General features: G+C 63.7%; 12 protein-coding genes. 1 reads left to right on the forward strand and 11 read right to left on the reverse strand.

Annotation, left to right across the window (positions count from 1 at the left end):
• Nucleotides 1-8: 8 nt before the first annotated feature.
• From mdoH to pip, 4 genes are all read right to left on the reverse strand, one after another.
• Nucleotides 9-2,582, reverse strand: coding sequence for a glucans biosynthesis glucosyltransferase MdoH (gene mdoH, locus C2H86_RS09990; protein ID WP_159412427.1), 2,574 nt, complete (start codon nt 2,580-2,582; stop codon nt 9-11).
• The gene (locus C2H86_RS09995) at nt 2,575-4,311 is read right to left on the reverse strand and encodes a glucan biosynthesis protein G (protein WP_205524602.1); all 1,737 of its coding nucleotides are present in this window, start codon (nt 4,309-4,311) and stop codon (nt 2,575-2,577) included. The genes mdoH and C2H86_RS09995 overlap by 8 nt, the downstream gene beginning before the upstream one ends.
• 263 nt (nt 4,312-4,574) lie before the next feature.
• Nucleotides 4,575-5,012: a D-aminoacyl-tRNA deacylase gene (gene dtd / locus C2H86_RS10000; RefSeq protein WP_159412428.1), complete on the reverse strand. Its 438-nt coding sequence runs from the start codon at nt 5,010-5,012 to the stop codon at nt 4,575-4,577.
• The gene (gene pip, locus C2H86_RS10005; RefSeq protein WP_159412429.1) at nt 5,009-5,980 is read right to left on the reverse strand and encodes a prolyl aminopeptidase; all 972 of its coding nucleotides are present in this window, start codon (nt 5,978-5,980) and stop codon (nt 5,009-5,011) included. The genes dtd and pip overlap by 4 nt, the downstream gene beginning before the upstream one ends.
• Before the next feature lie 170 nt (nt 5,981-6,150).
• Here pip and C2H86_RS10010 point away from each other — a divergent pair, with 170 nt between their 5' ends.
• Entirely contained in the window at nt 6,151-11,676 is a 5,526-nt protein-coding gene (locus tag C2H86_RS10010; RefSeq protein ID WP_240349696.1) for a dermonecrotic toxin domain-containing protein, read from the forward strand.
• A gap of 58 nt (nt 11,677-11,734) precedes the next feature.
• On the opposite strand, the gene hutG is transcribed toward C2H86_RS10010, so the two are convergent.
• The 7 genes from hutG to hutC all read right to left on the reverse strand — a co-directional run bounded on the left by hutG (nt 11,735) and on the right by hutC (nt 20,111).
• The gene (gene hutG / locus C2H86_RS10015; protein WP_159412430.1) at nt 11,735-12,538 is read right to left on the reverse strand and encodes an N-formylglutamate deformylase; all 804 of its coding nucleotides are present in this window, start codon (nt 12,536-12,538) and stop codon (nt 11,735-11,737) included.
• Between the two features lie 10 nt (nt 12,539-12,548).
• Nucleotides 12,549-13,754 (reverse strand): imidazolonepropionase, encoded by a 1,206-nt coding sequence (hutI, locus tag C2H86_RS10020; RefSeq protein ID WP_159412431.1) that lies wholly within the window; start codon nt 13,752-13,754, stop codon nt 12,549-12,551.
• Nucleotides 13,755-13,769: 15 nt separating this feature from the next.
• Nucleotides 13,770-15,161: an amino acid permease gene (locus tag C2H86_RS10025; protein WP_159412432.1), complete on the reverse strand. Its 1,392-nt coding sequence runs from the start codon at nt 15,159-15,161 to the stop codon at nt 13,770-13,772.
• Between the two features lie 166 nt (nt 15,162-15,327).
• Nucleotides 15,328-16,860 carry a histidine ammonia-lyase gene (gene hutH / locus C2H86_RS10030; RefSeq protein WP_159412433.1) on the reverse strand — a complete coding sequence of 511 codons (1,533 nt, stop codon included), beginning with the start codon at nt 16,858-16,860 and terminating at the stop codon, nt 15,328-15,330.
• Between the two features lie 70 nt (nt 16,861-16,930).
• Nucleotides 16,931-18,604 (reverse strand): urocanate hydratase, encoded by a 1,674-nt coding sequence (gene hutU / locus C2H86_RS10035; RefSeq protein WP_051099534.1) that lies wholly within the window; start codon nt 18,602-18,604, stop codon nt 16,931-16,933.
• 230 nt (nt 18,605-18,834) lie between these two features.
• Nucleotides 18,835-19,404 carry a HutD/Ves family protein gene (locus C2H86_RS10040; RefSeq protein ID WP_159412434.1) on the reverse strand — a complete coding sequence of 190 codons (570 nt, stop codon included), beginning with the start codon at nt 19,402-19,404 and terminating at the stop codon, nt 18,835-18,837.
• Nucleotides 19,401-20,111 carry a histidine utilization repressor gene (hutC, locus tag C2H86_RS10045; protein ID WP_178083372.1) on the reverse strand — a complete coding sequence of 237 codons (711 nt, stop codon included), beginning with the start codon at nt 20,109-20,111 and terminating at the stop codon, nt 19,401-19,403. The genes C2H86_RS10040 and hutC overlap by 4 nt, the downstream gene beginning before the upstream one ends.
• Between the last annotated feature and the right edge of the window lie 63 nt (nt 20,112-20,174).

Below are 20,174 nucleotides of genomic sequence, written 5' to 3' on the forward strand. Positions count from 1 at the left end.
AGGCCCTATCAGGCGCCGGCGAGTGCCGGTTGGCCTTCATTCTCCGGGTGCAGTGGCAACAGCGGCGAATGCGGGTCGTTCTTGATCGAGGCGCGCCACACGTCGATCCAGGCCGCGTTGTGCTGGGCCCAGACCTGCTCGTGCAGGCGGCTCAAGGCGACCGGGTCGCTGAGCAAGGCCAGGCGGGTGTTGAGGTCCAGCCCTTTCGGCCCGACCTCCATCGCCTTTGCCACGCGCTCGGCACGCAGCGCCTCGATCGGCGCGGCCTGACCGTGACGGGCAGTGGCCATGGCACAGGCCAGGGCATTCTGCCGTGGGTCGACCACTGCCCGCACGAAGCCGTCATGCAGGGCATGCCAGCGGTTCTCGTGGGTGTACTGGTCGGTGGCCAGCAGCTCCTGCGGCGTGGCGTATTCCTCGGGAATGAGGAACAGCTTCTCGTCCTTGGCTGCAAGGCCCAGGCGCGTGCGGCTGGAGATGACCGATACCGGGATCGACAGCACCAGCGAGCCCACGATCGGCGCCAGCCACCACAGGAAGCTCGGGTTCAGCCAGCCCACCAGCCCGGCCCAGGCGAAGCCCAGCAAGGTCTGCGGACCATGGCGGCGCAGCGCCTCGCTCCACGGGGTGGAGTCGTCGTCACGCTGCGGCGAGTTCCAGGTCGCCGCCCAGCCGAGGAACGCGGCCAGCACGAAGCGGGTGTGGAAGATCATCCGAACCGGCGCCAGCAGCATGGAGAACAGCATCTCCATGAGCATCGACAGGGTGACCTTGATGCGCCCGCCGAACTCGACGGCGCCCTTGGCCCAGATCAGGATGACGCTGAGCAGCTTGGGCAGGAACAGCAGCACGATGGTAGTGGAGAACAGCGCCACGGCTTTTTCCGGGTGCCACTGCGGCCACAGCGGGTAGAGCTGGTACGGCTCGATGAAGTACTGCGGCTCCATCAGGGTGTTGGTCGCCAGCAATGCCGTCGACAGCACCAGGAACAGGAACCACAGCGGCGCCGACAGGTAAGACATCACGCCGGTGAGGAACACCGCACGGTGCACCGGGTGCATGCCCTTGACCAGGAACAGCCGGAAGTTCATCAGGTTACCGTGGCACCAGCGGCGGTCGCGCTTGAGCTCGTCGAGCAGGTTCGGCGGCAGTTCCTCGTAGCTGCCCGGCAGGTCATAGGCAATCCACACGCCCCAGCCGGCACGGCGCATCAGCGCGGCCTCGACGAAGTCGTGGGAAAGAATGGCCCCGGCGAACGCGCCTTTGCCCGGCAACGGCGCCAGGGCGCAGTGCTCGATGAACGGCTTCATGCGGATGATCGCGTTGTGGCCCCAGTAGTGCGACTCGCCCAGCTGCCAGAAGTGCAGGCCGGCGGTGAACAGCGGGCCGTACACGCGGGTGGCGAACTGCTGCATGCGCGCATACAGGGTGTCCATGCCCGAGGCTTTCGGCCCGGTCTGGATGATGCCGGCGTCCGGGTTGGCCTCCATCAGGCGCACCAGGCTGCTCAGGCATTCGCCGCTCATGACGCTGTCGGCGTCGAGCACGACCATGTACTTGTACTCGCCACCCCAGCGACGGCAGAAGTCGTCGAGGTTGCCGCTCTTGCGCTTCACGCGGCGACGGCGGCGGCGGTAGAAGATGCGGCCGAAGCCCTTGGTTTCGCGGCACACGTCCAGCCAGGCCTGTTGCTCGGCCACGGCGATGTCGGTGTCGTTGGTGTCGCTGAGCACGAAGAAGTCGAAACGGTCGAGGTTGCCGCTGGCCGCCACCGACTCGAAGGTCGCCCGCAGGCCTGCGAACACGCGCGGCACGTCTTCGTTGCAGATCGGCATCACCAGCGCGGTACGCGCTTCGGAGGCAATCGGCTCGTTGCCGGCACTGCTACCGGAAATCTTGTATTTGTCACGCCCGGTGAGCAGCTCGAGGAAGCCCATCAGCGCGGTCCAGAAGCCTGCCGAGACCCAGCAGAAGAGGATACCGAACAGCACCAGGATGGACGTCTGCAAGGCATACGGCCAGACCTGCACCACGGTGTCCCACAGCGGCTGCCTGACGATTTCGTCGAGGTCGACGAACGACCAGCCCTGGTACGGCAGGATACCCTTCATATACCAGCCGGCGACGATGGTCTGGCCGATCATGAGGGTGAGCAGGATGTAGCGGCGGATCGAACCGACCGTGCGCCAGCGCGCCGCCGGCAGCTCGCGCTTGGGCGGCTGCGGGGCGTTGGGTCGGCCGGTCATGCGCCGCCACATGCGGATCAGGACGTTGGTGCGCCATGGCTCGGGCACGACCTTGGTGCGCTTGATCGGCGGCGCGATCTTCAGGCACAGGCGGCCGCTGCCGTCGACACCGAGCATTTCGGCGTCTTCCAGCTCGGCGGCGCTGCCCACGGTCAGGCGCGGGCCGACCGAGGCCTGCACGGCCTCGGTGGCGTTGGCGGCCGGGTTGGCCGCCAGACGTTGGTGCAGCTCACTGAACGAGGTGCAGCCGGCAAGTTCTGCCCGCTGCTCGTCGCTCAGTGGGAGGTGAGCCAGGTACTCGCCAAGCGATACTGGCCTTGCGTTCGAGTCACTCATCGGCAGGCAACTGATAGCTCCAGGTCTCGGTCAGCACTTTTTCGGTGGTGGCCGGGGTCCCGTTGGTGGACGCCGCATCGGCGGCAGGTTGTTCGGCCTTGGCTGGTTCCGCCTTGGCGGTCTTCTCATGCTTGGCGTGCTTGGCCGCAGCCTTTTCCTGCTTGGTCTCGGCAGCAGGCTTGGCCGGCTCGACCGGCACGTCACGCACCAGCGCAGCGCGCATTTCGGTGGACTTGTTGGCTTCCTTGATCTTCAAGCGCAGGGTCAGGCGCCAGCCCTTGGTCTCCGGGTTGTAGCGCAGATTGTTCTCGACCACCTCGGCATTGTCGCCAACGCTGATCTGGCTGCGCACCGCGGTGTCTTCCGGCAGGGCAGCAAGTGCCGGGCCGGCGAAGTCGACCAGGAAGGCGACGCTGCCGTCTGGCTGGCGGATCAGGTTGGACTGCTTGACGTCACCGGTGGAGCGCAGGGTCTGCTTGACCCAGCCCAGCTCAGGGGCCTGGAACTGCTGCTCGTCGATGGTCCAGTGCAGGCGGTAGGCGTACTCGAACGGCTTGCCTGGCTCAGGCAGCTTTTCCGGGCTCCAGAAGGCAACGATGTTGTCGTTGGTCTCGTCGGCAGTCGGGATCTCGACCAGATCGACGGTGCCCTTGCCCCAGTCACCTTTTGGCTCGATCCAGGCGCTCGGGCGCTTCTGGTAGTTGTCGTCGAGGTCTTCGAAGTCGCTGAAGGCGCGCTGACGCTGCATCAGGCCGAAACCACGCGGGTTCTCGACGCTGAAGTTGCTCACGGCCAGGTGTTTCGGGTTGTTCAGCGGGCGCCACAGCCACTCGCCGTTACCGGCGTGAATCGACAGGCCTTCGGAGTCATGCAGGGCCGGGCGATAGTTCAGCACCTTGGACGGCTGGTTGGGGCCGAACAGGAACATGCTGGTCAGCGGGGCGATACCCAGGCGGCTGACCTGGTCACGCAGGAACACCCGCGATTGCACGTCGACCACGGTGTCGCTGCCCGGGCGCAGGATCAGCTTGTAGGCGCCGGTAGAGCGTGGCGAATCCAGCAGGGCGTAGATCACCAGGTGCTTGTCGGCCGGCTTGGGCTTCTCGACCCAGAACTCGGTGAAGCGCGGGAACTCTTCGCCCGACGGCAGCGCGGTGTCGATGGCCAGGCCACGGGCCGACAGGCCATACACATGGCCCTTGCCGACCACGCGGAAATAGCTGGCCCCCAGCAGGGTCATGATCTCGTCCTGCTTGTCGGCCTTGTTGATCGGGTAGAGCACGCGGAAACCGGCGTAACCGAGGTTCTTGACGGTATCCGGGTCGTGCGGCACGTCACCGAACTCGAAGCGGCTCGGGTCGTACTTGATTTCCTCGACCTTGGTGGCCGTGATCTCGTTGATCTTCACCGGGGTGTCGAAGTGCATGCCCTGATGGTAGAAGGACAGCTTGAAGGGGGTCTTGTCCTTGGCCCACTCCGCCTTCTCCTGCAGGAAATGAATTTTCTGATAGTCAGCGAATTTCATGTCACGGAAAATCGCCGGCAGATTGCTTTTCGGTGCCTCGTACTTCTGGCCGGCCAGATCCTTTGCCTTGGCTGCAACATCGTCAAGATTGAATGCCCACAGCTGGCCCGCGCTCATCAGGCCGACCAGTGCCACACTGGCCATCAGGGCCTTGCGCAGCCCGGTGCCGGGGATTCTTGATGCTTTTTGGGGACTAACAATCACGAGCAACCCTCGCCGAAAACAGATCATGAAACCAACGGCCAGCGAAAAATGCCGGGTTGGCGAGCACTGTTCGGACCCCATGAGGGCGTAATGATTCCCCAAACAGGTCCAGACAATGCTCGAGTCAGAGTGAAACGAACCTGCGAACGCAGGCTCACGCAGCGCGCGATTATCCAGCAGGATGCGTTACAACGCATCAGTGTGGACTAACTATTTATCGTACAAAACCCCTTGTTTTCCTATAAACAAAGGGTTTTTCGACCTCATATTTGTAACAAGAATGTCACAGGGCCATCATTGACCAGGTGCACCTGCATGTCCGCGCCGAAGCGCCCGCTTGCTACATCGGCATGCTGGCTGCGAGCCTTGCTCAAAAGATAGTCGAACAATTCGGCCCCGAGCGCCGGTTGCGCTGCTGTCGAGAAGCTCGGGCGCATGCCGCTGCGGGTATCAGCCGCCAGGGTGAACTGGGAGACCAGCAGCAGGCCGCCACCGACATCCTTGAGCGACAGGTTCATCTTGCCCTGATCGTCGCTGAACACCCGATAGTTCAGCAGCTTGTGCAACAGCTTGTCGGCATGCTCATGGGTATCTTCAGGCTCGACGGCCACCAACACCAGCAACCCCTGGTCAATGGCACCGACGATTTCCCCGCCGACCTCCACGCGTGCACCACGCACGCGTTGCAGCAAACCCCTCATGCTTCTTCCAGCGGCAGGTCGAGCAGACGGCGGGCCATCTGATCGGCTGCACGCACCAGGGCATCGGTGATGCCTGGCTCGGAGGCAGCATGCCCAGCATCACGGATGACCTTCAGCTCGCTGTTCGGCCAGGCCTGGTGTAGCGCCCAGGCGTTGTCCAGCGGGCAGATCACGTCGTAGCGGCCATGCACGATCACCGCCGGCAGGTGAGCGATCTTCGGCATGTCGCGAATCAGCTGGTCGGGCTCCAGGAACGCATTGTTCATGAAGTAGTGGCATTCGATGCGGGCGATCGACAGCGCGCGCTGTGGCTCGGAGAAGCGGTCGACCACCAGCGGATTCGGGCGCAACGTTGCGGTGCGGCCTTCCCAGGTGGACCAGGCCTTGGCCGCATGCATCTGGGCGATCTGGTCGTTGCCGGTCAGACGCTTGTGGAAGGCCTTGACCAGTTCACCACGCTCTTCCGGCGGAATCGGCGCGATGTAGTCCTGCCAGTAGTCCGGGAACATGCGGCTGGCACCTTCCTGGTAGAACCACTCGATTTCCTGCGGTCGGCACAGGAAGATGCCACGCAGGATCAGGCCGTGCACGCGTTCGGGGTGGGTCTGGGCGTAGGCCAGGGCCAGGGTCGAGCCCCAGGAACCGCCGAACAGCACCCATTTGTCGATACCAAGGTGCTTGCGGATGCGCTCAAGGTCTTCGACCAGGTGCCAGGTGGTGTTGTTCTCCAGGCTCGCGTGCGGCGTGGAGCGGCCACAGCCGCGCTGGTCGAAGGTGATGATGCGGTACAGGTTGGGGTCGAAGTAGCAACGGCTCTGGGCATCACAGCCCGCGCCCGGGCCACCGTGGATGAAGACCACAGGCAGACCTTCCGGCGAGCCGCTTTCATCGACATACAGCACATGCGGCGCTTCCACGGCCAGATCGTGCCGGGCGTAGGGTTTGATCTGCGGGTAGAGGGTCTGCATTGCGCACTCCGTGTGAGGTTTGGTTCGGCCGTGGGCCATCATAAACCTGAATTGCGCTTTGAGCACCGTCCTCGCTGATGCAGCTGCTCAGGAAGGCACACATATCTACCTCGCCCAGGCCAGAGGGGCCAGCGATAGTCGCTTGCCCCATATCCAGCAAGGGCCTCCCCATGCCGACTGCAGTCACTGGCGCGCCTGGCGCTCATTACACCACCATCGAGGGCAAGATCCCTCTCTGGCTCAAGCATGCCCCTCCAGAAATCCGTCGCACATTGCATGACTGGCAACAGGCACCTGCCTGGCTTGCAACGGCTATCCAGCAACAACCGGAGATCGCCAAGGCCTGGCAGGAAGAGCATGCGCGCCACCGCGAGCACCAGGCGCAGGTGCACAAGCTGTTCGAACAGCTTCCCGAACTGGAGACCTTCGCCATCCAGGAACTGACCGGAGCCATCAAGCAACGGTTCAGACTCGACCTGGATGTACGCAAGACCCACTTGGTCGATGCCCGCCTGATCGACATAACCAATGCGGCCGACAGTCGCCTGGCTGTCAACCGGGCCACCCGTTCGCTGCTGCACTGCGCCCTGAACAACTTCGACCAGCCCTCCTCTGACGAGCACGGCATGGATGCGCCCGCCGCCTTGCTGAAAAAGTCGGTCATCCTCGATCACCGGCGCTTCATGGGCACTACGCCGATCAGCAACGCACTGCCCATAAACGCCGAAGACTTCGCCGGCTTGTGCCGCACCCTGGATATAGGCGGCAAGTACCATGAGCGCGTACATGCCATCTACTACCCTGCGGCCACGACAGCACTCAGTGCCGATGAAGCCGCATTGGCTGTTTATCAAACCCTGGGGCGTGCCGAGGTCTCGGCATTCAGGCAATCGCTGCACTTCGCCCGCCTCAAGGGCGATATCAGCGAGGCGTTTTACACTGCGGCCCTTGCCGCACCGCTTGACCAGGCGCCAGTGAATGGCTCGCCTGTAGCGTTCAGCTTGCTCGACTTGTGGGAAGCTGAATTGACCGGAGTGGTGGTCATCAGCCTGCAAACCGAAGGTCATCAGGCCGTGGCGCTGTACATTCCGGAGGACAGCGCGGCGCCCCTCAAGGAGTTCGCCAGCCAGCAATCCTTGCAGGCAGAGCTGCGTGACAGGCTCCAGGCCAATATTGGCTACTTGGACATGCACATCGCCGACCGCGACAAAGCGGCGATCATCACCCGCCTGAAGGACCGGCTGACGCCCATCAGCTGGAGTGTTCGCGGCGTGCAGGAGCGTGTTCCTGATCTGCACGCCACCCTGTACCCGGTCAAAAGGCCTTTCAGCCACGCATTCCAGGGTGTGATGGCGTTTCAGAAGTCCCAGCGCCATGAAATGGATGTGCTGTTCCACGCAACCCCGACCGAAGTCGTCGACCGACGCACCGCCCAGGCACATCGGGAACTGATTGCCGGTCGCGTGCTGAGCGCCCTGAACATCGCCGGCTTTTTCGTACCCGGGTTGGGCGAGGTGATGCTTGCCGTGTGCGTGGCTCAGTTAGCCCATGAGGTGTATGAGGGTATCGAAGCCTGGGAGAATGACGAGCGCGATACCGCTTACGGTTACATGGTCGATGTGATCGAGAATGTGGCGGTCATGACAGCCCTCACCGTGGCGGCCAAGGCATTGCGAGGTGCATCGGGGGGCGAAGCCGGCGCTGGCCAGGAAGGGCCTGTGATAGAAGAGCCTGATGATCAGGATCCAGAAATAGAGCGTATTCCTGTAGAAACGCCCTCATTCATCGAGGAGCTGGAAAACGTCGAAACGCCCGACGGCCAGATGCGCCTGTGGAAACCCGACCTCGCGCCCTACCGGAGCACCGAAGTGTTGCCCGACGGACTGGCAGCGGACGAACTCGGCCTTCGTCAGCACAACGGCAGGCGCTGGCTGGTGCTGCAGGGTGATCGGTACATTGTCGAACAGGCAGCAGCTACCGACGAATACCGCCTGCAGCACCCGCAAAACCCTCGCCGCTACCAGCCGCCACTGCGGCACAACGGCGCCGGGGCCTGGTTGCTCGGCACGGATAGACCGCTGAGCTGGTCGGGCATGACCCTGTTGCGCCGTATCGGGCACCTGAGCGCGCACTTCGACGAAGCAACGCTACAACGCATCATCGCCATCAGCGGCGCAGACGAAAACCAACTGCGCAGGGCCCTGGCCGAGAACCAGCGGCTGCCGGCCTTGCTGGAAGACACCCTGGCGCGCTTCAAGCTCGACGAAACGATCCGGCAACTACCCACCATCAGCGCCAGACCAGCCGAGTTTGCCAGGGCTTACGCGAAACTGCCGGCGGTGCCGGTGCCGGGTGCCGAAGTCATCCAGCGGATGTATCCGCAACTGCCAGCCGTAGTCAGCAATGAACTGATACGCGCCGCCAGCGCCAGCGAGTTGCAGATGCTCGGCGAGGGCAAGGTGCCCCTGCGCCTCGGCGAAGAAATTCGCCTCTACCGGCAACAGCTTCGCCTGGCCCGCGCCTACGAAGGGCTGTACCTGAGCTGCGTGCCGAACTGGGACAGCGACCGGTTGATCATGCATACGTTGGCGCACTTGCCAGGCTGGCCCGCCGAAACCCGGGTGAGGCTACTGCAGCGTCTGTCATGGCCCGCTCAGGAACAAGAGCTGGGGCCTTTGGATGGGCGCCCGCACAAAACCATCACCCATGCCGAGGCTGGGTACATCGTCCATGACGATAGCCAACCGAATGCAGCGATCACCCCCTATCCAAGCCTTTACGCTGCCTTGCATGAGGCGCTGCCGATAGCCATGACAGGCATGGGTATCACCGATGAGCAGGCGCTACAGCGCCTTGTACAGGAGAGCCCCTTGCTACCCCGCCCGGCCTTGAGGAGGCTACTGGGCATGCAGCCAGTGCGGCCCGGCTACCGCTCGCCCATGCGCCTGGCCAATGGCCGCGTGGGCTACCGGCTCAGTGGTGGCGGCGCGGCCACACAGGGCGTCACCCGCCTGCGCCTGCTGGAAGCCGTCGAAGCCACGGGGCTCGTCACACGTACCGGCCGGTCAGCGGACCAGATTCTGCTGATGCTTTCCGGCCACGGCCGTACAAACCTGCAGATTCTCGAACATCTGCAGACCTTGCTGGAGCAGCGCAATGAACTGCAAAGCCGGCTGGACGACTGGAGCGAAGCCATTTCACCGGCGACCGACCAGGCTGCGCACGACTATGACAGCTTGCGTGACTCGATCATGCAACACTGGTACGACTCGGCCCTGGACGACAGCGCCGGGCATGGGACCGAACTTCGTATCACCCGCGTTCCACTGGCCGACATCCCCTTGACCTTGCCCGCATTTTTCAACGCACGCGTGCGCAGCTTGAGCCTGATCGACCTGCCATCAAGAACGCTGGCAGGCTGGAGGCAAAACGAGCGCCTGCTGAATCGCCTGCTCGAGCAGTTGCCACGCGTCGAATCGCTGGAAATCAGCCGACCTTATGACCCCGGGGCAACGCCCTCTTCTTTCCTGTTCAGCATTCCCACCATCACCGAGCGCTTGCCCGCCTTGCAGCGGCTGGCGATGACCAACCAGAACATGACGCTTTCAGACAGCGACCTCAACCTGCTGTCCGGCCTTGGTCAGCTGAGGTACCTGGACTTGAGTGGCAATCGCCTGGCGCAGAACAACAGCCCCAGTTTCCACGAGCTGACCCTGGACTACCTAGGCCTGAACCAGATGCAGTTGACCCAGTGGCCCATCGGCATTGGCAGCGATGCCCTTGCGCGTATCGCACACCTCTCCATGCGCGACAACAACCTCAGGTCGTTGCCCTCGTTCCTGCTACACGAAGCAGACACACTGGCCGCCCCACCAGTGATCTCACTGCAGGGTAACGAGATCAATCAAAGCCACTTGCAGCGCTTGCTGCTGAATGAGCGTATCGACCTGTCCGGGATCACCACGGACCAACCTGCCGTACTCGCTGAGCAACTCGCCCGCATCCGCAGCGAGCGGCAACAAATGCGCGATGCGATCGATGGCTGGGCGCAGGCCTCCAGTTCGAGCAACCCGCTGACCCAAGCGGCACTGGCGGACAGGCAACGTATCCAAAGCGCGGTCAGCCACTTCTGGGAACAGCAGGAACAAGGCCAGCTCCACTTGCGCCTGCATCTTGAGGATGTTGCCATCGAGCATTTCCCCCGGCGGCTGCCTCCGTTCTTCGGCGAGCGCGTACATGCAATGACCCTGACCCGCTTACGTGGCAGCGCATCACAGCTCGATGAGCTGCTGCGCCGCTTCCCCAATGTGACCCGATTGACCATTGATGCCCACCAGGCTGCCACAGCCCCGCTGGCTTCTGCCTTGGCACGCCTTCCTCAACTCACCTACCTGGAATTTCTCAACATGGGCCTGGAAGTCGATCAGGCGATGCTGGAAACCTTCGCCGGGCTCGATCACCTGACCACACTCGACCTGTCCGGCAACCGCGTGGGCAACATCAGCCAGGTGCCCGCGCGGCTATCCAACAACCTGCAGTCGCTGGGGCTGACCAACATGAACCTGCAGGCCTGGCCAAGCTGGTGCGACAGCCTATTGCCGCTGGAACTGCTGGACCTGAGTTCGAACAACATCAGTCAGCTGCCCGACCACATCCTGTCGAACTTGAGCAATCCCATGCCGATCACTTCAATCGCCTTGTTCGACAACCCATTGCCACTCGATACCATCCTGCGCGTGCGCGCATTCTCGGACAGCCAGCACAGTTACTCCTTCGCCCTGGATATCCCCGGCAATCTGCAGTTTGTCGATTCCTCAAGCGAAGGCTCACTTGAGCACCCGCACTTCCCGCTGTTAGGTGACGATACACCCAGGGTTGAAGCCTGGGCGCGCGGCGGTGAAGCGCAGAACGAAGCATTGCGGGACTGCTGGAAGACCCTTGAAGGCAGCGACCTCTTGCGCCTGGCAGGCCGTTTGCAAAATGCCGCGCCCTATGTCGACCCGAATACCCAGGCCAGCTTCTGCGAGCGGGTGCGCATCATGCTGGTGGTGGCTGCGAGCAACGAAACCGAACGCCCCATCATGGAAGCCATCGCTGCGACTGCCCTGCCCGACCCGGAAACCGGCTCGCAAACCTGCCATGACGGCGCGTTGCAGGAATTCAACAATATCGAGCTGTACTTGATGAGCCAGCGTTTGTTGATCGACGCTGGCGACACCCTGCAAACACTGCGGCGTCGGCTGTTGCAACTGTTCCGGATCGAACAGCTGGAGATACTGGCCAACCAGCGCTCCGGCACGGGTGACCTGGTTTCGGTACGCCTGGCTTACCGCCGAGAGCTGGCCAGGGAACTGGACCTGCCGATCGCCGACAGCATGCGCTTTCGGGGGGCCGCGAACCTGGCGCGTGACGAGTTGTCCGGCGTTCTGGAAAAGGTCCGGCGAAGTGAACTGAGCGACACACTGGTGAACTACATGCTGGCGAACACGGACTGGGCCGCACGCCTGCGCGCCGAATTCAGCGAGCGCTTCGCCGAAATCGAAGCCCGTTACCGCCTGCGGGTGCTGCAACTGGCCAATGAAAACCACTCGCTTCAGGACGAACTGAACCTGCAGCAGGGCCTGCAAAACGATAAGAACCAGGAAGAACTGGAGCTGCTGCGTGAGCTCACCATAGCCCAGATCAACAACAACTGACCTAGAAGCGCGGCGACGCGCATGGCCTGCATCGCGTCGCCACTTTCACAGGCGGAAATTACCGCCCATATCGCTCTTTGCCCCATGCCAGCAGTGCCTGCAACAGCTGTTGCAGCACCTGCTGGGTGGGCTGCGCCAAGTCTTCGCGGTAGGCGAAAGGCTCGGCCTCTTCCATGTAGGTGCTCTGCGCCAGCTCCAGTTGCACCGCATGGATGTGGTTAACCGGGTCACCATAATGCCGGGTGATATGCCCGCCCTTGAAGCGGCCATTGAGCACATGGCTGTAGCCTGGCGCGTTGGCACATACGCCTTGCAGGCGCTCGGCCAGTGCCGGATCGCAACTGGCACCATTGAAAGTGCCCAGGTTGAAGTCCGGCAACTTGCCGTCGAACAGGTGCGGGATCAGTGACCGGATCGAATGGGCGTCCCACAGCAATGCGTAACCAAACTGCTCGCGCAAGCGGTCCAGCTCGCTGCGGATCGTATCGTGGTAAGGGCGCCAGATCTGCTCCAGGTATTGCTTGCGCTGCTCGCCGGTCGGCTCCAGGCCATCCTTGAACAGCGGCTCGCCCTCGAACAACGTGCCTGGGTACAAGCCGGTAGTCGCACCGGCATACAACGGTTTGTCGTCATCCGGGCGGTTCAGGTCGATGACGAAGCGCGAATACTCCGCCGCCACGACACTGGCGCCCATCTCGCGGGCAAAGTCGTACAACCGTGGAATGTGCCAATCAGTGTCCGGCAGGCTGCGCGCCTGGTCGACCAGGCCGTCGCGCACGGCGTCGCTCAGCCGCAGGCCGGCATGGGGCATGCTGATCAGCAGCGGCAGGCGGCCTTGGTGAAAACTCAGTACCTTGTCCATCGTGCCTCGCTCAGTTGGAAATTTCGTGGCCCTTGCGCACCACGCGCTTGGGCAGGTCACCGCCCAGCCAGTAGGCCAGGTCGGCGGGACGGGCGATCTGCCAGGCGACGAAGTCGGCGACCTTGCCGACCTCCAGGGAACCGTGGCTGTCCCCCAGGCCAAGTGCCGTGGCGGCATGCAGCGTGACCCCGGCCAGGGCTTCTTCCGGGGTCATGCGGAACAGCGTGCAGCCCATGTTCAGCATCAGGCGCAGCGACAACCCAGGCGAGGTGCCCGGGTTGAGGTCACTGGCCAGGGCAATCTTCACACCATGGCGACGCAGGGCGTCCATCGGCGGCAACTGGGTTTCGCGCAGGAAGTAGAAAGCGCCCGGCAGCAGCACGGCAACCGTGCCGGCGGCGGCCATGGCGATGGCATCTTCCTCGGTCATGAACTCCAGGTGGTCGGCCGACAACGCCTGGTAGCGCGCTGCCAGGCTGGAGCCGTGCAGCGACGACAGCTGCTCGGCATGCAGCTTCACCGGCAGGCCCAGTTCATGTGCCTTGATGAACACCTTTTCGACCTGTGCCGGCGAAAACGCCAGGTGTTCGCAGAAGGCGTCCACCGCATCCACCAGACCTTCGGCCGCCAGGGCGGGCAGCATTTCGTCGCAGATGTGGACGATGTAGTCGTCAGAACGGCCGGCGTACTCCGGCGGCAAGGCATGGGCGGCCAGGCAGGTAGCGCGCACGGCCAATGGCAGCTCGTCGGCCAGGCGACGGGCCACGCGCAGCATCTTGCGCTCGTTGGCCAGGTCAAGGCCGTAGCCGGACTTGACCTCGATGGTGGTAACGCCATCGCGCATCAACGCCTGAACCCGCTGACGCGCACTGGCGAACAGTTCGTCCTCGCTGGCCGCGCGGGTGGCCCGCACGGTGCTGGCGATACCGCCGCCCTGGGCGGCGATCTCGGCATAGCTCACGCCCTGCAGGCGCTGTTCGAACTCGCCACTACGGTTGCCGCCGAATACTGCATGGGTGTGGCAATCGATCAGCCCTGGGGTGACCCAGGCGCCGCCCAGGTCCACCGTGCGGTCGACATCGAACGGCTGCAGCTCGGCGCGGGGGCCGATCCATTCGATCAGCCCGGCGCTGGTGACGATGGCCGCGTCCTCGATGATCGAGTAGCGGCCCTCGGCCAGGGTGGCCGCGTGGCAGTGCTGCCAGAGGGTTCTCATGTGCAATCTCCTTGACTAGCGGTGCATCTCGACCGGCACGTGCTTGCCTGCGCGCGGCTTGCACCACAGCAGGTAGGACGCCACCAGGAACACCACCCAGACCACGCCGACCAGCAAGGCCGCCTGGGTATCCGGGAAGTAACCGAGCACACCGAAAATGAACACCATGAAGGCAATGGCCATCGCCGGGCCGTAAGGCCAGAACGGTACCGGGAACTTCAGCTGGGCCGCTTCTTCAGGGCTCATGCTGCGGCGCATGGCCACCTGGGTGACCAGGATCATCAACCACACCCACACGGTCGCGAAGGTGGCGATGGAAGCGATCAGCAGGAACACGTTTTCCGGGATCAGGTAGTTAAGCAGCACGCCGACCAGCAGCGCCGCACCCATCACTACCACGGTCATCCATGGCACGCCGTGTTTCGACAGTTTGCCGAAGCTGCGCGGTGCATGGCCTTGCTGCGCCAGACCGTACATCATGCGGCCGGCGCCGAAGATGTCGCTGTTGATCGCCGAGATGGCGGCCGAGATCACCACGATGTTCAGCACGGCGGCGGCGGAGCCAATGCCCAGATGGCTGAAGATCTGCACGAACGGGCTGCCTTCGCTGCCGATCTGCGGCCATGGGTACAGGCACATCAGCACGAACAGGGTCAGCACGTAGAACAGCAGGATGCGCAGCGGCACGGCGTTGATCGCCTTGGGGATGACGCGCTGTGGGTCCTTGGCTTCACCTGCGGTGACGCCGATGATCTCGATGCCACCAAAGGCAAACATCACCACGGCGAACGATGCGATCAGGCCGCCGATGCCATTGGGCATGAAACCGCCATGCTCGATCAGGTTGCCGAGGCCCACGGCATGCTCGCCGCTCACCTGGCTGAAACCGAAGGCCATGATGCCAAGGCCGGCCAGGATCATCGCCACGATGGCGCCGACCTTGAGCAGCGACAACCAGAACTCCATTTCGCCGAACACCTTGACGTTGCACAGGTTGAGGCCGCCGATCACGAAGACGATGCCCAGTACCCAGATCCAGCGGGCCACTTCCGGGAACCAGAAGCCCATGTAGATACCGAAGGCAGTGATGTCGGCGATGGCCACGATGACCATCTCGAAGGCGTAGGTCCAGCCGAGGATGAAGCCGGCCATGGGGCCGAGGTAGGTGGTGGCGTAGTGGCCGAAGGAGCCGGCCACCGGGTTGTGCACGGCCATCTCGCCGAGGGCGCGCATGACCATGAACACCGCAGCGCCGCCGATCAGGTACGCCAGCAGCACAGCCGGGCCGGCCATCTGGATGGCCGAAGCGGAGCCGTAGAACAGGCCGGTGCCGATGGCGGAACCAAGGGCCATGAAACGGATGTGGCGGGCCGTTAGCCCGCGCTTGAGACCTTGAGCTTGTTGCATGTCACGTCCTTAAATTGTTTTTGTGGTCGTGAGGTCGATGGGGGCTGCTTTGCAGCCCTTTTCGCGGGACAAGCCCGCTCCTACAGGAGAGCGTTGCCTCTGCAGGAGCGGCGGTGCGGCGATCCGACTTGTCCCGCGAATGGGCCGCATAGCGGCCCCGGGGGCATCACAGGCTAGGCAGGACACCAGCAGGCAGCAGCCCGGTCAGGCTGCCCTTGGCCAGCAGCTCGACGGCTGCCTCGATGTCCGGTGCGAAGAAGCGGTCACGGTCGTAGTGCGGCACTTCACGACGCAGCGCCTGACGCGCCTGCTCCAGCTTGGCCGAAGTCTTCAGGCCTTTGCGCAGGTCCAGCCCCTGACACGCACCCAGCCATTCGATGGCCAGCACGCCACGGGTGTTCTCGGCCATTTCCCACAGGCGCTTGCCAGCAGCCGGGGCCATCGACACGTGGTCTTCCTGGTTGGCCGAGGTCGGCAGGCTATCGACACTGTGCGGGTGCGACAAGGCTTTGTTCTCGCTGGCCAGGGCGGCTGCGGTGACCTGGGCGATCATGAAGCCAGAGTTGACCCCGCCGTTTTCCACCAGGAACGGCGGCAGCTGGGACATGTGCTTGTCCATCATCAGCGAGATGCGGCGTTCGCTCAGCGAACCGATTTCGGCGATCGCCAGGGCGATGTTGTCGGCGGCCATGGCCACCGGCTCGGCGTGGAAGTTGCCACCGGAAATCACGTCGCCTTCGGCGGCGAACACCAACGGGTTGTCCGACACGGCGTTGGCTTCGATGCCCAGCACTTCGGCGGCCTGGCGGATCTGGGTCAGGCAGGCGCCCATCACCTGTGGCTGGCAACGCAGCGAGTACGGGTCCTGGACCTTGTCGCAGTTCTTGTGCGACAGCGACACTTCGCTGGAGTCACCCAGCAGGTCGCGGAAGCAGGCAGCGGTATCGATCTGGCCACGCTGACCACGCACTTCGTGAACACGTGCATCGAACGGCGAACGCGAACCCAGTGCCGCTTCGACGCTCAGGCCACCGCAGGCGATGGCGGCGGCATACAGGTCTTCCGCCTGGAACAGGCCACGCAGGGCGTAGGCGGTGGAAGCCTGGGTGCCGTTGAGCAGGGCCAGGCCCTCCTTGGCAGCCAGGGTCAGCGGCTCGAGGCCGGCGACCGCCAGGGCTTCGGTAGCCGACAGCCACTGGCCCTGGTGACGGGCCTTGCCTTCGCCCAACAGCACCAGCGACATGTGCGCCAGCGGTGCCAGGTCGCCGGAAGCGCCGACCGAGCCCTTGAGCGGAATGTGCGGGTAGACCTCGGCATTGACCAGGGCGATCAGCGCATCGATGACCTTGCGGCGGATACCGGAGAAACCACGGCTGAGGCTGTTGATCTTGAGGACCATGATCAGCCGCACCAGGGCGTCGTCGAGCGGCGCACCAATACCGGCAGCGTGGGACAGCACCAGCGAGCGCTGCAGGTTCTCGAGGTCGTGGCTGGCGATGCGGGTCGAAGCCAGCAGGCCAAAACCGGTGTTGATGCCGTAGGCAGTACGGTCTTCGGCAATGATCTGCTCGACACAGGCGACGCTGGCGTCGATGGCTGGGCCGGCACTGGCGTCCAGTTGCAGGCGCACGGGCGCGGCGTGGATGGCGCGCAGCTGGGCCAGGGTCAGGGTGCCGGGCTTGAGGGTCAGTACGGTCACTTCGCTACTCCAATTCTGTCAGGGGCCCGCAGGCCCCTCTTATTGTTCAGTATCACTCAAAGCGCAGCGATCAGCCCGTGATCATTGGCAGGTCAAGGCCCTGCTCTTTGGCGCAGTCGATGGCGATGTCGTAACCGGCATCGGCGTGGCGCATCACGCCGGTCCCTGGGTCGTTGGTCAGCACGCGAGCGATACGCTCGGCGGCTTCGTCGGTACCGTCGCAGACGATGACCATGCCCGAGTGCTGGGAGAAGCCCATGCCCACGCCGCCGCCGTGGTGCAGCGAAACCCAGGTGGCGCCGCCTGCGGTGTTGAGCAGGGCGTTGAGCAGTGGCCAGTCGGAAACGGCGTCGGAGCCGTCGCGCATGGCTTCGGTTTCGCGGTTGGGGCTGGACACCGAACCTGAGTCCAGGTGGTCACGGCCGATCACCACCGGCGCCGACAGTTCGCCGCTGCGGACCATTTCGTTGAAGGCCAGGCCCAGCTTGGCGCGCAGGCCCAGGCCAACCCAGCAGATACGGGCCGGCAGGCCCTGGAAGCTGATGCGCTCGCGGGCCATGTCCAGCCAGCGGTGCAGGTGGGCGTCGTCCGGGATCAGTTCCTTGACCTTGGCGTCGGTCTTGTAGATGTCTTCGGCATCACCGGACAGCGCCGCCCAGCGGAACGGGCCGATGCCTCGGCAGAACAGCGGGCGGATGTAGGCCGGGACGAAGCCTGGGAAATCGAAGGCGTTGGCCACGCCCTCTTCCTTGGCCATCTGGCGAATGTTGTTGCCGTAGTCGAAGGTCGGGATACCCTGCTTCTGGAAGTCGAGCATGGCCTGTACGTGCACGGCCATCGACTGTTTGGCGGCCTTGACCACTGCAGCCGGCTCGGTCTGCGCGCGGTCGCGGTACTGTTCCCAGGTCCAGCCGGCTGGCAGGTAGCCGTTCAGTGGGTCGTGGGCGCTGGTCTGGTCGGTGACCATGTCCGGGCGTACGCCACGCTTGACCAGCTCTGGCAGGATTTCGGCGGCGTTGCCGTGCAGGGCGATGGAGATTGCCTTGCCTTCGGCGGTGTACTTGGCAATGCGTGCCAGGGCGTCGTCGAGGTCAGTGGCCTGTTCGTCGACGTAGCGGGTTTCCAGGCGGAAGTCGATGCGGCTCTGCTGGCACTCGATGTTCAGCGAGCAGGCGCCGGCCAGGGTTGCCGCCAGTGGCTGGGCGCCGCCCATGCCGCCGAGGCCGGCGGTCAGTACCCACTTGCCTTTCAGGCTGCCACCGTAGTGCTGGCGGCCGGCTTCGACGAAGGTTTCGTAGGTGCCCTGGACGATGCCCTGGCTGCCGATGTAGATCCAGCTGCCGGCGGTCATCTGGCCGTACATGGCCAGGCCCTTGGCGTCCAGTTCGTTGAAGTGTTCCCAGTTGGCCCAGTGCGGCACCAGGTTGGAGTTGGCGATCAGTACGCGCGGGGCGTTGCTGTGGGTCTTGAACACGCCGACCGGCTTGCCCGACTGCACCAGCAGGGTTTCGTCGTCTTCCAGGCGGGTGAGGGTCTCGACGATCTTGTCGTAGCAGGCCCAGTTGCGCGCGGCGCGGCCGATGCCGCCATACACCACCAGCTCTTTGGGGTTTTCCGCGACCTGCGGGTCGAGGTTGTTCATCAGCATGCGCAGTGGCGCTTCGGTCAGCCAGCTCTTGGCGGTCAGCTTGTTGCCACGTGGGGCACGGATTTCAACGTCACGGTATTTGTTGTTGTCGGTCACGGGAAGGTCCTCGGCGGTTGTCCGCGGGCAGTTGTGTCGTGGTCAATATACAAACACATCTTTACTTGTATGTACAAGCATGGACAACCAAATTTATCGGACCACTCCTCCGAATTCATGAAGGGGCCGCTGTGCGGCCCTTCGCGGGGCAAGCCCGCTCCTACAGGTATTGCGCAGGCCTGTAGGAGCGGGCTTGCCCCGCGAAGGGCTGCGCAGCAGCCCCAGCTATTTCAATTTGAAATGAGTTCGATCAGGCAGAACCGCCCTTGAACATCCAGCCCCAGCAACCCGTCGTTACCCTCCAGCCGCAGGCAGTCGTAAAGACCCAGCGTGTGCGATTCCCCAGCCATCGCCACTTCAACCTGATTGCTCGCAGCAAACAGCAACACCGTAGACGCCGAGCTGTACAGCCGGCTGGAGCCGTCAAACCACTGCAACCGCGCCCGATAACGCTGCGGCGCATAAATCAGGTTGAAGTCGCGGATCGCCCCACCCAGCAGTTTGCAGCTGACCTGGCTCTCGCCACTGAAGGCGAAGGCATCGAACGGCAGCAACGGCCGGCTGGCCTGGTCGTCGACCAGTAAACGCATGCCGTCGCCCTGAAGAACGGTGATGATCCGCTGGTAGCCAGCGAACACGGAAAACCCGCCCGACTCCTCGATATCGGCGATCGACAGGCGCCAGCCGAAGCCATCGAGCCCCTCGCCGTTGTCGCGGGTGATCTCTTCGGTGAAACCGCCACCGTTCTTCCAAGGCATGCGCGGGTAGTCCTGCGCACGCAGCAACTGCAACTGGGTCATTTACTGAAACGTCCTTCAAGGCGGTGACGGGAACCAGGGTGGATCAGTCGCGCCGCCGTCACGGGCTGACGGCCAGACCAGGTACGACGGCGGATCAGCAGGCAGGGCTCGCCGCGCTCGATCTGCAGCAGGCGGCACTCTTCGGGCTCGGCAAGAATTGCCTCGACCACGTGCTCGCCCTCGGTCAGCGGCGCGACCTGGGACAAATAGGCATAAGGCGTCTGCCGGGTGAAGTCCTGCTTGAGGTACTCGGGGGCAATCGCCGCGTTGACGTAGCGGTCTTCGATCTGCACCGGCACGCCATTCTCGTAATGCACGATCAACGAGTGGAACACCCGCTGCCCTTCACGCATGTCCAGGGCCAGGGCGCGCTCGGAACCGGCGGCCTCCTCGGCCAGCTTGATCACCTGGCAGCTATGCTGGTGGCCACGGCCGGCGATCTCGTCGGCGATGTTGTTGACCTCGAACAACGCCGAACGGGACTTGGGCTCGGCGACGAAGGTACCCACGCCCTGCATCCGCACCAGCAGGCCTTCAGCGGTGAGTTCACGCAAGGCGCGGTTAATGGTCATGCGGCTGAAGCCCAGCTCGCTGACCAGTTCGCTTTCCGAAGGCACCCGGTGATGCGGTGGCCAGCTGCCGTTTTCGATCTGCTGGATGATCATCTGCTTGACCCGGGCATACAGCGGCGCCGGGCCCTCGCCCATCTGGGCAACCAGCGCGGAGACAGGAGGTGTCGGCACGGCGTTGAGTCCTTAGGCAATGGAATG

It is taken from the genome of Pseudomonas putida, assembly GCF_009883635.2.
Classification (GTDB): domain Bacteria; phylum Pseudomonadota; class Gammaproteobacteria; order Pseudomonadales; family Pseudomonadaceae; genus Aquipseudomonas; species Aquipseudomonas putida_W.